17 protein-coding genes are annotated in these 14036 nt (G+C 38.6%); 3 read left to right on the top strand and 14 right to left on the bottom strand.

The window, feature by feature from the left end; translation table 11 throughout:
* Nucleotides 1–119: 119 nt before the first annotated feature.
* Both EAL87_RS03260 and EAL87_RS03255 read left to right on the top strand, forming a co-directional pair.
* Nucleotides 120–800: a F0F1 ATP synthase subunit A gene (locus EAL87_RS03260; RefSeq protein WP_000401209.1), complete on the top strand. Its 681-nt coding sequence runs from the start codon at nt 120–122 to the stop codon at nt 798–800.
* Nucleotides 801–1122: 322 nt separating this feature from the next.
* Nucleotides 1123–1371: an RNA-binding protein gene (locus EAL87_RS03255; RefSeq protein WP_000790557.1), complete on the top strand. Its 249-nt coding sequence runs from the start codon at nt 1123–1125 to the stop codon at nt 1369–1371.
* 231 nt (nt 1372–1602) lie between these two features.
* On the opposite strand, the gene EAL87_RS03250 is transcribed toward EAL87_RS03255, so the two are convergent.
* The 7 genes from EAL87_RS03250 to EAL87_RS03220 form a co-directional block, all read right to left on the bottom strand.
* Complete coding sequence (locus EAL87_RS03250) at nt 1603–2424, bottom strand: glycosyltransferase family 25 protein (RefSeq protein ID WP_120912964.1); 822 nt, start codon at nt 2422–2424, stop codon at nt 1603–1605.
* A 357-nt stretch (nt 2425–2781) separates the two neighbouring features.
* Nucleotides 2782–3717 (bottom strand): thioredoxin-disulfide reductase, encoded by a 936-nt coding sequence (gene trxB / locus EAL87_RS03245; RefSeq protein WP_120912963.1) that lies wholly within the window; start codon nt 3715–3717, stop codon nt 2782–2784.
* A gap of 4 nt (nt 3718–3721) precedes the next feature.
* Complete coding sequence (trxA, locus tag EAL87_RS03240; RefSeq protein WP_000020199.1) at nt 3722–4042, bottom strand: thioredoxin; 321 nt, start codon at nt 4040–4042, stop codon at nt 3722–3724.
* Nucleotides 4043–4130: 88 nt separating this feature from the next.
* A complete protein-coding gene (locus EAL87_RS03235; protein ID WP_097708573.1) occupies nt 4131–4475 on the bottom strand; it encodes a YraN family protein in 345 nt (114 codons plus the stop codon).
* Nucleotides 4476–5741 carry a homoserine dehydrogenase gene (locus EAL87_RS03230; protein ID WP_120912962.1) on the bottom strand — a complete coding sequence of 422 codons (1266 nt, stop codon included), beginning with the start codon at nt 5739–5741 and terminating at the stop codon, nt 4476–4478.
* 10 nt (nt 5742–5751) lie between these two features.
* Nucleotides 5752–7536: an excinuclease ABC subunit UvrC gene (gene uvrC / locus EAL87_RS03225; protein ID WP_120912961.1), complete on the bottom strand. Its 1785-nt coding sequence runs from the start codon at nt 7534–7536 to the stop codon at nt 5752–5754.
* Nucleotides 7537–7998: a hypothetical protein gene (locus EAL87_RS03220; protein WP_120912960.1), complete on the bottom strand. Its 462-nt coding sequence runs from the start codon at nt 7996–7998 to the stop codon at nt 7537–7539.
* Between EAL87_RS03220 and EAL87_RS03215 the strand changes: the two genes are divergently transcribed.
* Entirely contained in the window at nt 7990–8169 is a 180-nt protein-coding gene (locus EAL87_RS03215) for a hypothetical protein (RefSeq protein WP_000468793.1), read from the top strand. The two genes, EAL87_RS03220 and EAL87_RS03215, sit on opposite strands and share 9 nt — an antisense overlap.
* Before the next feature lie 2 nt (nt 8170–8171).
* Here EAL87_RS03215 and egtV read toward each other — a convergent pair whose 3' ends face one another.
* The 7 genes from egtV to EAL87_RS03180 form a co-directional block, all read right to left on the bottom strand.
* Nucleotides 8172–8822, bottom strand: coding sequence for an ergothioneine transport ATP-binding protein EgtV (gene egtV, locus EAL87_RS03210; protein ID WP_120912959.1), 651 nt, complete (start codon nt 8820–8822; stop codon nt 8172–8174).
* Between the two features lies 1 nt (nt 8823).
* Nucleotides 8824–10485 carry an ergothioneine transport permease/ergothioneine binding protein EgtU gene (egtU, locus tag EAL87_RS03205; RefSeq protein ID WP_120912958.1) on the bottom strand — a complete coding sequence of 554 codons (1662 nt, stop codon included), beginning with the start codon at nt 10483–10485 and terminating at the stop codon, nt 8824–8826.
* 68 nt (nt 10486–10553) lie between these two features.
* A complete protein-coding gene (locus tag EAL87_RS03200) occupies nt 10554–10991 on the bottom strand; it encodes a hypothetical protein (protein WP_001877960.1) in 438 nt (145 codons plus the stop codon).
* Between the two features lie 5 nt (nt 10992–10996).
* On the bottom strand, nt 10997–11770 hold the full coding sequence (gene motB / locus EAL87_RS03195; protein ID WP_120912957.1) for a flagellar motor protein MotB: 774 nt from the start codon (nt 11768–11770) through the stop codon (nt 10997–10999).
* 2 nt (nt 11771–11772) lie between these two features.
* Nucleotides 11773–12546: a flagellar motor stator protein MotA gene (motA, locus tag EAL87_RS03190; RefSeq protein WP_000366185.1), complete on the bottom strand. Its 774-nt coding sequence runs from the start codon at nt 12544–12546 to the stop codon at nt 11773–11775.
* Nucleotides 12547–12561: 15 nt separating this feature from the next.
* A complete protein-coding gene (locus tag EAL87_RS03185) occupies nt 12562–13329 on the bottom strand; it encodes a HesA/MoeB/ThiF family protein (protein ID WP_120912956.1) in 768 nt (255 codons plus the stop codon).
* Entirely contained in the window at nt 13330–13947 is a 618-nt protein-coding gene (locus tag EAL87_RS03180; RefSeq protein ID WP_079354580.1) for an MBL fold metallo-hydrolase, read from the bottom strand.
* Between the last annotated feature and the right edge of the window lie 89 nt (nt 13948–14036).

Here is a 14036-nt window from a genome sequence, read left to right as displayed (position 1 = left end):
TTTAAAAGAAAACAAGACAAATCGTTAAAAAACTCGTTAAAAAGCTTGGTTTAATGAGTTTTTAAAACTTAATTGCTACAATTAAGGAAATTTTCAATAAGGCTTAGAGAAACTTTTTCATGGAACACAGAGTATTTACTATTGCTAATTTTTTTAGCTCCAATCATGATTTTATCACTGGGTTTTTTGTCGTTTTGACAGCGGTCTTGATGTTTTTCATTTCGCTTGGCGCGTCGCGCAAAATGCAGATGGTGCCTATGGGTTTGCAGAACGTGTATGAGAGCATCATTAGCGCGATTTTGAGCGTAGCTAAGGATATTATAGGCGAAGAATTGGCCCGCAAATACTTCCCCCTAGCAGGCACGATCGCTTTGTATGTCTTTTTTTCTAACATGATAGGCATCATTCCAGGTTTTGAATCCCCTACGGCTAGTTGGAGCTTTACGCTGGTTTTAGCGCTGATTGTGTTTTTTTATTACCATTTTGAAGGCATTAGAGTGCAGGGTTTTTTTAAGTATTTCGCTCATTTTGCAGGCCCTGTGAAATGGCTCGCCCCTTTCATGTTCCCTATTGAGATCATCTCGCATTTTTCTAGGATCGTGTCTTTATCGTTTCGTTTGTTTGGGAATATCAAGGGCGATGACATGTTCTTGCTCATCATGCTTTTATTAGTGCCTTGGGCGGTTCCTGTAGCGCCCTTTATGGTTTTGTTTTTTATGGGGATTTTACAAGCTTTTGTTTTCATGATTCTCACTTATGTGTATTTGGCAGGGGCCGTTTTAACCGATGAAGGGCATTAAGCAAAACATTCTTGTTTGGCTTTAATGTTGTTTTTTAAAACTTTGTTTTATGGTAAAGCTTTTAAAAGGATAGGGGGTGATTTTGAAACCATGCTCCCCATATCCCTTAATAACGCTTTTTAAAATTACCGCTTGCTTGTGTAAGTTCTATTTTATTATCAATACCCAATTTTAATAGCTTTTATAATTTTTTAAGCAATCATTAGATAAAATCCACCATACTTCTGTTTTGGATGTGTTTGGGTTTTAGAAGTGTTACTTTTTTATAACTTTTTCATATTCTTATGGGTAGGTTGTCATTTTTTTACCGGAGAATTTTATCTTGAAAAACATTTATGTAGGGAATTTGGTTTATAGCGCTACCAGTGAGCAAGTCAAGGAGCTTTTCAGTCAATTTGGCAAGGTGTTTAATGTCAAGCTGATTTATGACAGAGAAACGAAGAAACCTAAAGGTTTTGGCTTTGTGGAAATGCAAGAAGAGGGCGTTAGCGAAGCGATTGCTAAATTAGACAATACGGATTTTATGGGCAGAACGATTAGGGTAACCGAAGCTAATCCTAAAAAATCTTAATAACATTAGAAAATAATTTTCTGATGCACTTTCATTTTCTTAATGCGTCTTATTTAGATTGTGTATAGAAGCTAAAAGGGTTAAAACCCTTTTAAAATTCGTTTGAAATTTTAATCCATTTTTAAAAAAGCGATTAAAAACTAGTCTTATTTTAATTAAATTATTCTAATCAAATAGGGACAACTAAAGCTTTAAAACGCTCGTTAGTATTTTTTACAATTTTATTATGAGTCATACAAACTGCCAATATTTCAAATATTTGAAATGGAGTTCTCTCATTAAAGCGATTTTAGGGCTATAGGGTTCTTCTTTTCGCGCTATCGTAGAGATTTGCTCATCATCAGCGATCACAAAAGGTTGTAACACCAGATTTTTGACGCCATGGATAAAAGTAGCGTCCATTATCGTATCCACAGGAACAACCCATTTTCGGCTGTGTTTCAAAAAAACTTTGGCAATCTTGGGCGTGATCACATAGCCTTGCGTCCCCACTCCTTCGCTATAAGTTTTAATGATCCCTATGTATTCTTGTATCTCTTGGTTTTGATGATCTAACGGCTCAATTTTGACATTGGGGTCATATAATAAATGCATCAAACGCACATAGTCTAACTCTTGGATGTGTTTTTCTAAAAAATCCAAGCCCTCTTTAAAATCCTCTTTTAAGGTTATATCGTCTTCTAAAATACAGATCGCTTCATTGAGTTCTATGCATTTTTCCCACAAGGAATAATGGCTCGCATAGCACCCAAGCTCCCCCAAGCTCATAAATTTCGCACAATACTTTAAAGCGTAATAAAACTTAGAAACCTCACTGATAGGATTGGTTATAATCCCCATGTCTTTGATGTTTTGCGTGATGAAATAAGGGTGTAAATGCTTTTTCACTAAGGGGTGCAACCCGCCTTCAAAAGTTTTAGAATAAATCGCATCAAAAATTTGCGCTTGGTGGTGGGTAGCATTGATGCTATTGAGTAAAGTCGTGGTGTCTCTAAAAACCAAACCAAATGTATCGCACACTTTTTGATTTAAAGAAATGATAAAAACACGCAAAGCTTAGACTCCCATAATTTTTAATAGAGTATATCGTTTTTAGGCTCTGTTTTACAATAAAACTCTTAAGAGAATAGGGGGTATTAAAATAGTTCTCTCCCCTACAACCCCCAACTAAATCCCAACAACCCCCTAAGGAGCGCTTTTTTGATTAAACAAGTTCTTTTATTATATTGATTGTAAAAAATGTTTTGAGCGTTTTTAAATTTTGTGATCAATATTTAATTAAAACAAAGCAAGAGAATGAAATCGCATTGCAACTAAACAAAAAACTAAAATACCTTACAAGTTTTGAAAATCCAATGAATGTTTGAAGCGAGAACTTATAACCCTAAAATCTAGGGTTATAAGCTTGATTTAATGGTGTTCTAAATAAGAAATCACGCTTAAAGCCGCCGTAGCGCCATCGCTTGCCGCACAAACCACTTGCTTAGGGGCAAAAATGCGAATATCTCCTGCTGCAAACAAGCCTTGAACATTCGTTTTCATGGAAAAATCCACGACAATAGAGCCGTATTCATCGCATTTGCATAGCATAGAGCCGTCTTCTTGTTTCAACACAGCGTTATTCACATCATAACCCACAAAAATAAAAAACCCCGGCACAATTAATTCTCTTGTTTCATTAGTGGCTGTGTTTTTAATGCTTAAAGAAGACACGCCAGAAGCATCGCCCTTGATTTCTTCCACCACATAAGGGGTTAAAAACTCAATCTTATCATTGTTTTTGGCATGTTCTAAAGTGATAGGCGCACACCTAAAACCATCTCTTCTGTGGATGAGATAGACTTTTTTGCAGATATTGGCCAAATAAATCGCCTCTTCTACGGCGGTATCGCCCCCACCAAGCACCGCTACTTCTTTATTTTTGTAAAAGAAGCCATCGCATGTCGCGCAAGTGCTCACGCCTTTGCCCCAATATTCTGACTCGCCTTTGATGCCTGTGCGTTTAGGGCTACCACCGGTAGCGATGATCACGCTCTTAGCTTCAAAAGTCTTGCCGTCTTCTGCCAAAATAACAAAATGAGAGTCTTTTTTAGAAACCCTTTGAATGGCGGTCATTTCATGCTTCAAGCCAAAGCGGAAGCATTGCTCTTGCCATGGTTGCATGAAATCCAACCCGCTCACCACTTCCTTAACGCCCGGATAATTTTCAATCTCACTGCTGCCAGTGATTTGTCCTCCAGGCATTCCTTTTTCAAACAAAACGGCGTTTTTAACACCGCCTCTAGTGGCATAAAGCCCTGCACTCAAACCTGCAGGACCACCTCCAATAATCGCGCAATCTATCATGCTATTAGCCTAGAAGTTTGTTTAATTGTTCTTTTAAAGCGACTTTAGTTTGCACGCCCACCAACTGATGAACCACTTCGCCATCTTTTGTGAATAAAAGCGTGGGAATGCTCCTGATACCAAATTTCGCACTCAATTCTTCTTGCTCATCGGTATTGACTTTACAAATCTTAGCCTTACCTTCATATTCGCTAGCTAATTCATCAATCACAGGGGATAGCATCTTACAAGGACCACACCATGGCGCCCAAAAATCCACTAACGCAACCCCTTTTTTAATGGTGCTTTCAAAATTTTCTTCAGTTAATTCAATATAGTGACTCATTAGTTACTCCTAAATATATGATTTTGATTAACGAGAATTATATTAGCTTAAGAATGTTAATGAAAACGCATGGGTTTTGGATAAAAATCTAAAAAGTGATATTTTCTAAAAGCTCAAATTTACCATTTTTCACAATGAGGGCGTCAATGCAAAAATCGCTGTTAGGATCTTTTTGGGACAAATAACAGCGGATCGTTTTAATCATCTTTTTTAATTTACTCGGCGTGATCGCATAAATGGGATCAAAATTTTCCCCACTTTTGACTTCAATGAAATGCAAAACCCCTTTTTTCAAAGCGATAATATCAATTTCGCCAAATTGTGAAAAAAAGTTCCTTTCTATTATTTCAAACCCTAACGTTTTTAAAAATCCGCAAGCTTCTTCTTCAGCCTTTAAGCCCTTTTCTCTATGTTTGTTGTTCAAAAAACGCATTTAATTTTCCAAACGGATCATCTTAGGGGTATCCAACACGCTTTGTAAATTTTCAAGCTCTTTAAGGGCGTTCAGCATAGACTTTTCGTTGGTGGTGTGCGTGGAAAATAAGATTTTAGCCTTGTTGGAATGCAAGATTTCTTTTTGCAAGACATTGTTGAGTGAAATATCATTTTGGGCTAAAATCGCGCTAATTTGAGAAAAAACCCCTTTTTCATCGCTCACTAACAAGCGTGCATAATAAGCGCATTGGATTTCTTCTTTGGGTTTTAGGGGGAGTTTTTGAGGGGTTTCAAAGCCTAGCATTAGAGAGCTTTTTTTCCTTGCGATTTCTATAATATCGCTAATGACCGCGCTTGCGGTAGGCTCTCCTCCAGCCCCAGCCCCATAATACAAAGTCTCGCCCACCTTATCCCCTATAACGCTGATAGCGTTCATCACCCCATCCACTTTAGAGAGCATGCATTCGTTTTTAATCATGCTTGGATGCACCCTTAATTCAATGCAATCTGGGTGTTTTTTAGCGATGCCTAAAAGTTTGATGCTATAACCAAATTCTTTAGCAAACTCCATGTCGTCTGGCTCTATCTTTTCAATGCCTTCAATCAAAATTTCTTCTAATTTCGCATCAATACCATACGCTAAAGACGCTAAAATCAATAATTTGTGTGCCGCATCAATGCCTTTAATGTCAAATTCAGGGTTCAATTCCGCATAGCCTAAATGTTGCGCGTCTTTTAAGGCGTCCTTAAAGCTCGCTTGATTTTTAAACATCTGGCTTAAAATGTAATTGCTTGTGCCGTTTAAAATCCCTTTAAAAGAAAGGATGTGATTAGCGCTCAAGCCGTCTTTTAAAGCCTTGATAATAGGGATACCCCCACACACGCTCGCTTCAAAGCCTATGGGGGTGTTTTTAGCGGTTTGCTCTAATTCATAGCGGTGGTACGCTAACATGGCTTTATTGGCTGTAACGAAGGCTTTTTGTTTGGCTAAAGTTTTTTTAGCTAAAAGATAAGGCACTTCCACCCCACCCATAAGCTCCACGACAATATCAATTTCTTCATCTTCTATCAAGCTTTCTAAATCATTACTGATTTCAAAAGCATAGCCTTTGTGCTTTTTCACGTCTCGCACCACCGCTTTTTTAATTTTAATTTCCACGCCGGCCCTGTCTTTAATGATTTCTTGATTTTCTTGTAAGATTTTAGCGACCGCGTTCCCCACACACCCTAAACCCACAAGCCCTATATTCAATCTTTTTTTCATGTCTTTTCCTTTAATTTCGCTTTTTCAAAACGGCGTTTTTTTCCTGTTCGCTCGCTTTTTCTATCGCTTCAAAACTCCCAAAATAATCCAATAATTTTTTCACGCTAGCTTCTCCTATGCCCTTTTCTTTTAAAAGAGCGATTTGTTTCATGTTTTTAAGTTTAGTGGATCTATGGAAGTTTATTGCATACCGGTGGCTTTCATCGCGCAATTTTTGCACCCACTGCAAGCGTTTGTCGCTAGGAAGTAATTTAAAAGTATCGCTAGGCGTATGGATAATGTCTTTAGCGCCCCCTTTAGAACGATAAGCTTTAGAATCCCTTTTTTCTTTAGAAATAGCGATCACTTCTACAAAACTCCCGCTGCTTTTTAAAATTTCTAAAGCGATGTTTAATTGCGCCCTCCCTCCATCTATTACCCACAAATTAGGCGGTGGCTCTTTAGCAAAATCTAAGGCTCTTCTAGTGAGCAATTCGCTCATTTGAGCGTATTCATTAGAGCCTTTTAAATGGTAGCGCCGATAAGAGTTTTTTTGAAATGCATTGTTTTCATACACGACCATTCCCCCCACGCATTGGTTGTTGGCATGGTGGCTTGTGTCAAAGATTTCCACCCTATAAGGCACGCACTCTAAATTGAAAAGCGATCGCACCTCTTCTAAAATCAGATCTTCATTAGAGGTTTTTTCTTGGCTAAAAATCTCTTGAGCGTTTTTCATAGCGATTTCTATTAAAGCGAGCTTATCGCCTTTTTTAGGGATATTAAGAGCGATTTTTTTAGAATATTGATGAGAGATAAATTCTTGCAATTCTTTAAGCGTCTCATTAGAGCAAGCGCTCAATAAAATCTGTTCTGGTATCAAAGGCAAATGCGATTGGTAATGATTGATAATGGCTTGCTTCATCGCTTCATCGGTGTCAAACCCATTAAGGGAGTGGATTTTTTCAAACGCTGAAGAAATGATTTTACCCCCACGCATAAACATTTTCACTAACACCGCCTTATTGCTTGCGCCATAAAAAGCAAAAATATCCAAATCGTAGAGTTTGGCTAAATCCATGCAAGTGAAAGGGGCGATTTTTTGGATTTTATCTATCCTATCCCTATAAATTAGGGCTTCTTCAAAACGCAAGTTACTAGAAAGGCGCTCCATTTTCAATTCAAGCTCTTTGATGAGTTTGTCTTTATTTTCAATCATTTCTAAACATTCTTTAGCGATTTTTAAATATTCTTCTTTGGTGATTTTATCCTCGCATGGGGCTTTACAACGCTCTATTTGATAAAACATGCATGCCTTTTTATCCTTGATGCAATTTTTCTTTTGAACCAAAGGGAGCAATTCATACAAGCTGTCCAAAATATCCTTAACCCCGCTCGTAAAAGGGCCAAAATATTTAACGCCAGGCTGTTTTAAAATTTTTCGTGTGATTAAAGGGATAGGGAAATCAGTGGAAAAATCCATGTAAATATAAGGGTAAGTTTTATCGTCTCTTAAAAGAATGTTGTATTTGGGTTTGAGCTGTTTGATCAAAGAATTTTCTAAAATCAAAGCGTCTTGCTCGTTTTCCACTAAAATGGTTTCTAAAAAAGCGATTTGTTTGACCATCATTTGGATGCGCAAACTGATGCGATGGTTGGGCATGATTTCATTATTACGGATGGAAAAATAGCTTTTGATGCGCTTTTTTAAGTTTTTCGCCTTACCGATATAGAGCAGTTGGCGGTTTTTATCAAAATATTGATACACGCCACTGCTATTAGAAAGGTTTTTCAAACTGGACAATAAATCAGCCATTCATTCCTCAAAAAGACTGCGTTGGTAGTGGATCAAAGCGCGCGCTTTTTCAAAACATTCATGCAAACGAGCGTCTTTAATGGGGTTATGGAACAACCCTAAAGCGCTAGGGCGAAAAAAACGGGCTTGTTTTTTAATTGGGGCATAAAAATTGGCTTTTTCTAGCATGTCTTTAGGCACATAACCTAAAACTTCTAACCCATTCAACCCGTCAAACCCATAAGCATGCCCTTGCGTGTTTAAAAAGTGGCTGATTTCTTTAGCGAATCGTTGGTTAAATTCCTTAGAAGCCCAAAGATCTTTAAACGCAAAAAGCAATTTAGAATCTTTTATGAAGATAAAAAGCAAATTTTCTTGTAAACTTAAAGGCATAAAAACCTTAAGCTTTTTGAGTTTCAAAAGGGTTTCAAGCTTTTTATAAGACTTTTTTTGAATGAGTAAGGAGAAAATATTTTGTTCCATAAACTGATCTTAACATGCTTTTTAACGCTTGTAGCAATAACGATTCAAGCTTGCGGCTATAAAGCCCCCCCATTCAATGAAAAACCCGCTAAAAAAACTTCAAACAGCTCTAATTCTTCTATGCAAACGCCCACCAACAACACCACGCCAGAATTTTTAAACGAGCCTTAAAATCATTGCTCTTGTTTAAGGGCTTTGATTTCTAGGGTTTTTGTGGCTAACTTTTGCGCCTCGCCCTCATCATGCGTTACCATAATGAAAGTAGCGCAAGAATTTTGGTGTATCTCTTTGATGAGATCCTGTAAATTCTTACGATTAAAACTATCTAAAGCGCTAAAAGGCTCGTCTAATAAAATGAGTTCTGGCTTGTGGATAATCCCCCTAATGATGCCCACTCTTTGGGCTTGCCCCCCACTCAATTCATTAGGGAATTTATCCATAAGGCTCTCATCTAACCCCATTTTTAACGCTAAGGCTTTGGCTTCTTTTTGAGCGGTTTGTTTGTCTATGCCTTGTAAATTAAGGCAAAAAGTCATGTTTTGTAAGGCGTTTAAATGAGAAAATAAGGAATTGCCTTGAGCGATATAGCCTATTTTTTGGCGTAAAAAAGCGTTGTTTGAAAGGGTCTCATTAAAGATTTTAACGCTCCCCAAACTGGGTTTTAAAAGCCCTAAAATCAAGCCTAAAAGCGTGCTTTTACCGCTCCCGCTCTCCCCTAAAACGCATAAAAAATCCCCTTCTTGAATGCTTAAATTAAAATCTTTAAAAATCGCGCGATTGTGGTAGTTAAAAGACACATTCTCTATTGTAACGATTTCTTTCATGCTATAACCCTAAGCTTTCTAAAAAATCTTTAGCCACTATTTGGGGGCTTTTTTTCAACGCTTCCACCTGATAGTTTAAATCCTGCATTTTCTCATCGCTAATTTTTGCATTCAATTTTTCTAAGATTTCTAACGCTTCCGGATACTTTTTGATAATTTCTTTTCTCATAACAATACCGGCCTGATAATTAGGGAAAAACCCTTTATCGTCCTTAAGCACCTTTAAATCCAGCTGTTTGATTTGAGCGTCTGTAGTGAAGACGTCTAAAGCGTTGATTTTATGGGATTCAAAACTCTTATAACGCAAATTAATATCCATTTCATGCAAACTTCTAAAATGAAAGCGGTAAGCTTTCATTAAGCCCTTAAAAGCGTCCTCTCTTTCAAAAAAGTCAAACTCCGCACCAAAATCAAAATTTTGGCTATGAAGGGCTAAATCGCTGAAAGTTTCAATAGCGTATTTTTGAGCGTCTTCTTTAGAAATCGCTAAGGAATAGGTGTTATTAAAGCCCAAAAGCCCCACCCATAAAAGATTAAATTCCTTCTCATAACGCTTTTTAATCGTTTCAAAATCCACTTTTTGAGTCAAAGGGTTTTTGAGCGTATTCACCCAAGCGGTGCCGGTATATTCCACATACAAATCAAAATCGCCCCTAAGTAATGCCGGATGGATATTCATCGTCCCCCCGCCAATGCCAAACGCTCGCTTGATAGGAATATGGTGTTTTTCTAACAAAAGGCTTAAAATCTCGCCCAAAATATACTGCTCGCTGCTAGGTTTTGTCGCCACGACTAAGGGCTTTTCTTCCGTAGCGTTTCTAGGAATGAGCCATAAAGCGCTCGCTAGCAATAAAAAAAGAAACACCGCTAAATTAATATAAACTCCTCTTTTTTGTTTTTGGGTGGCGTTTTGAGAAAATAGGCGTTGCAAGGCGTTTTCATGCTGGAACACGCTCACAAATTGATCCGCTAAAACGCTAAAAAGAGCAATGATCAAACTGCCCGCCACTAAAAGCGTGGTGTTTTGCGTGTTTAGTCCTCTAAAAATCGCCTGCCCTAAACCCCCAGCCCCAATGAGCGCCCCAATCCCAGCCATCGCCACTAACATCACCACCGCAATCCTTAAGCCCGCTAAAATTTGGGGGATAGCGAGCAAGAAGTGCACCCTAAAAAACAACTCTTTGGGGTTACACCCTAGCCCGACAGCAGCCTTAATGACTTCTTCTCGCACCTCTTTTAAAGCGTTATAAGTGCTATGGACAATGGGTAATAAGCCGTATAAGACCAACACTAAAAGCGCGTTTTTTAACCCCACCCCAATCACAGGAATGAATAACGCAAATAACGCCAGCGATGGGATGGTGTAGAGGAAATTCACCGCAGGGAGCAAGAACGCTCTAGCCTTTGAGTTATAAAACACAAAAACCCCAATCAAAACCCCAAACACCAACACGATAAGACTAGAAAGCGCAACGATGATAAAATGCTGTGCGATCAAATCTATAAAATAAATGAAGCGATCATGAAATTCTTTTACCAAATATTTTACCATGCTTATTTTTAATACCATAACAACTAAATGCTGCGTAGCCACATCTACAAAATGGAGCAACCATTCATACAATTCTTTGATCAATTGTTTAAAAACGCCCATGCCTAGCATTATAACCAAACTTATTTGAATAAAGGGGTTTTAAAACGCTAAAGGCATTCTTTAATGTTGGTTGTGGGTTAAAACTGAAAGGTGCGTTTGCCTAGATTGGTGCTAACTTCTATCCATAGCGGCTGGTTTTCGCATAAAATTTCATAGGCTACGCTTTGATTCCTAACCAAAGAAACGCTTTTAGGCGTGGGGTAGAGCGAGCAAGAACGCCCTTGATTGATGTCAATTTTTAAAATAACCACGCTCTCCACCACAGCGCTCACCTTTAAATAATACGACTCCCTAGCCCCTTGCCATTCTAAATAGGGCGTTTCTTGGGGGACAATCTCTAAAGCCACCAAAGGGCTTTGAGCCAGTTTTAAGCGCGTTTTTTGCTCCTGCTCTTTTAATTCTTGTTCTCTGTTGATCCCCTTATCAATCAAATCAAAAAGGTTTGAAGAAGCGTCCTTTTCTCTAGCGATAAGGCTCGCTAACAACAAAAAGATTGACAAAAAAATTGGTTTCATGCGATTCATTCTTGCTGTTTGTGAGGATTGAATTCTTCATCTAAAATAGAATGGATCTTACTCAAATCGTTCGCATCGGTTGAAAAAAAGATTTCCACACGGTTGTTTTTCATTCTGTTTTCTAGGGAGTCATTAGGCGCGATAGGGTTGGTAGAGCCATAAGAAGAAAAAGACAATTGGTTAGGATCCACGCCGTATTGTATAAGGACTTTCATCACCCTATAAGCGCGATTGGCGGCTAATTCATAATGGCTTTTAAAACGGGTTTTAATTAAAGGCGTGTTGTCTGTAAAACCTCTCACATTAATATGCACCCTTTTAGGGAGTTTTTGAATGATTTTAGCGATCCGTTCAATATAAAGCATCATGTCTTGATTAATGGTATCTGATGCAGCGTTTTCAAACAGCAAATTAGAGGGGAGCTTTAAAATAGAGCCTTGATCAATTTGCTCTAAAACACTGCCTTCGCCTTTGCGAGCGATAGTGGCTTTTGTTTCGGTATTTTGCGAAGCCGGTTTGGAGCTTTCGCTCGCCATTTGCTCTTCTTCTTTCCCTGAATCAGGAGGGATCACTAAAACCGGCTGCATCGCCTCTGGCTTGGGAGCGTAATTAAAAATCTTAATAAATTCGGTTTTTAAGGCTTCCACTTTGGATTTATTGACCGCTGAAATGGCATAAAGAGCGATAAAAAGCGCGAGCAACAACGACAAAAAGTCCGCATAAGGAACCGCCCATTTTTCACCAGCGGGGCATTCGGTGGGTTTGTTTTTCTTAGCCATGTTTAGCCCTCAAATTGAGATTTTTTAGGTTCACCGGGAGCGATGTAGTTTAAGAGTTTGTTTTCTAAATCTCTTGGGTTTTCCCCATTAGCGATGCCTAAAATCCCTTCTAAAAGAACGGTTTTTTCTTTGATAATGTCTTTAGACTTAGCCTTGAGCTTATGCCCAAAAGGGCCAAAAATCGCATAAGAACACATAATTCCTGTAACAGTAGCCGTAAAAGCCCCAGCGATTCCTGCTGCCATTTCAGCCGGGTTATCTAGTTTTTGCAAGGCTAGCATAAGCCCCATAACCGCCCCCACTAACCCCATAGTAGGAGCGGTCTCACCGGCAGTCTCCCAATAATGAGCGGCGCCGTGGTAATACTCTTCCATTTCTTCAATGCTGATTTCTAAGCTTTCCTTAACGGATTTTAAATCCTTGCCATCTATGATCATAGACAAGCCATTACGGGTGAAATCGTCTTCAATTTGCGCCACTCGCCCCTCTAAACTCAACACCCCATCTTTTCTAGCCAGAGTGGCTAATTCCACTAAATTTTTAATGGTTTCGTTTAAATTGATTTTAGGGTTTAAAAAAACAATTTTTATCTCTTTGTAAGCGGCTTTCACGTAACGCGCATGCGTGCCTGTCATAGCGGCAAAAAGCGAAGTAGGCACGATGATGATGACTGAACTCAAATGGATAATGTGCAACGGGTTGCCATCTTCTAAAATATCGCCTAACGAAATAGAAGCGACCGCCAATACCAAGCCTAATATGGTTGATAAATCCAAAACTTACCCCTTAATCTAAATTTCATAATCTTGTAAATGCGTGATTTTATGCGTGCCACAAACCCTACAATCAGGGTTTTTGGGTGCTTGAATTTTTTTAAAATCCATCGTTTTAATATCGGCTATAAGTAAAGTATTTATAAGTAAAGTTTCAAACCCTAAAAAATATTTAAGGCATTCGCTCGCTTGGATACATCCTAAAACCCCAGGTAAGACCCCAAAAAGCCCTGAAATAGGATTTAATCCCTTTTTAGGGGGCTTATCAAAAACACACGCTAAGCATGCGCTATGGGGTAAAACGCTCATGCTTTGCCCCCTGTATTTTAAAACCCCGGCATGCGAATAGGGTTTTTGGGCTAACACGCAAGCGTCATTGATCAAAAATTTAGCGTTAAAATTGTCTGTAGCGTCTATAATAAAATCATAAGGTTCTATGAGAGAAAGAGCGTTATGAGCCTTAAAGCGTTCTTCAAAAGCCTCTATTTCAATACCCGCATTGAGTTGTTTCAAGCGCGCTTTCGCGCTAGAGGCTTTAGGTTGGTTTAAAAAATCCTGTGAATGGATAATTTGGCGTTGCAAATTACTCACATCTAGCACATCAAAATCTACAATACCTATTTTTCCTATCCCAGCGGCACACAAATACATCAAAACCGCTGATCCAAGACCTCCAGCCCCAATGACTAAAACGCTAGATTGTAAAAGCTTCAATTGGCCTTCTTCGCCCACATCTTCTAGCATGATATGGCGCAAATAACGCTCTTTTTCTAGCCGGCTTAACAATTAAGCCATCCTTGAAACCCAAATTTTAGAATGCTCTCTTTCGGCAAAAAAACTTGTTTTATCCCCATGCCCTGGATAAATTTCTATGTCTTTAGAAAAATCTAAATTTTGAAACCTTATTAAGGACTCTTTCATGTCTTTTTCATTAGAATAAGGGAAATCATAACGGCCAATGCTGCGATAAAAAATAAAATCCCCGCTAAAAATCACCCCTTCTATTTCTATGATAGAACAACCGGGCGTGTGTCCGGGAAAATGCCAGTATTTAATGGTAGTGTTTGCTATCTCTAAAGTGGTGCAACCCTTATTGCAAGGCACGCTAAAATTGGGGCTAAAAACCGGCATGCCTAAATGGAAAATATCATTTTCTAGCATAAAAACATCGTCTTTTGGGGCGTAAATGGGGGTGTCTTTAAGGGTTTTTGACAATTGAGCGCTATCCCATACATGATCATAATGCCCATGCGTGATTAAAATCGCCTTAGGGTTTTTGGCGTTTTCTAACACCCATTCGCTGCTAGAAAATCCGGGATCGATAATAAAATCTATCCCACTAGAAAGCTTCACAATATAAGCGTTTTCTTCCACCGCCCCGCATTCTCGCCTTAAAATTTCCAAACTTTAAACTCCCTACTAAATTAGCTTAAAAAGTCTTTATTATTGAATATCATAGCGCAAAAATAAGGCGATTTTGACTAGAATAGCGC

Origin of the sequence: Helicobacter pylori, from assembly GCF_003636935.1 — a bacterium.
GTDB classification, from domain to species: Bacteria; Campylobacterota; Campylobacteria; order Campylobacterales; family Helicobacteraceae; genus Helicobacter; species Helicobacter pylori_CH.
Note: the sequence above shows the minus strand (reverse complement) of the source record. Positions and strands in the feature narration are given on the sequence as shown.

Coding starts and splice junctions, on each gene's coding strand:
- EAL87_RS03200 (WP_001877960.1), bottom strand. CDS start 10,991: ATGAAACCAATTTTTTTGTCAATCTTTTTGTTGTTAGCGAGCCTTATC.
- motB (WP_120912957.1), bottom strand. CDS start 11,770: ATGGCTAAGAAAAACAAACCCACCGAATGCCCCGCTGGTGAAAAATGG.
- egtU (WP_120912958.1), bottom strand. CDS start 10,485: ATGCTAGGCATGGGCGTTTTTAAACAATTGATCAAAGAATTGTATGAA.
- egtV (WP_120912959.1), bottom strand. CDS start 8,822: ATGAAAGAAATCGTTACAATAGAGAATGTGTCTTTTAACTACCACAAT.
- trxA (WP_000020199.1), bottom strand. CDS start 4,042: ATGAGTCACTATATTGAATTAACTGAAGAAAATTTTGAAAGCACCATT.
- uvrC (WP_120912961.1), bottom strand. CDS start 7,536: ATGGCTGATTTATTGTCCAGTTTGAAAAACCTTTCTAATAGCAGTGGC.
- trxB (WP_120912963.1), bottom strand. CDS start 3,717: ATGATAGATTGCGCGATTATTGGAGGTGGTCCTGCAGGTTTGAGTGCA.
- EAL87_RS03230 (WP_120912962.1), bottom strand. CDS start 5,741: ATGAAAAAAAGATTGAATATAGGGCTTGTGGGTTTAGGGTGTGTGGGG.
- EAL87_RS03260 (WP_000401209.1), top strand. CDS start 120: ATGGAACACAGAGTATTTACTATTGCTAATTTTTTTAGCTCCAATCAT.
- EAL87_RS03220 (WP_120912960.1), bottom strand. CDS start 7,998: ATGGAACAAAATATTTTCTCCTTACTCATTCAAAAAAAGTCTTATAAA.
- EAL87_RS03235 (WP_097708573.1), bottom strand. CDS start 4,475: ATGCGTTTTTTGAACAACAAACATAGAGAAAAGGGCTTAAAGGCTGAA.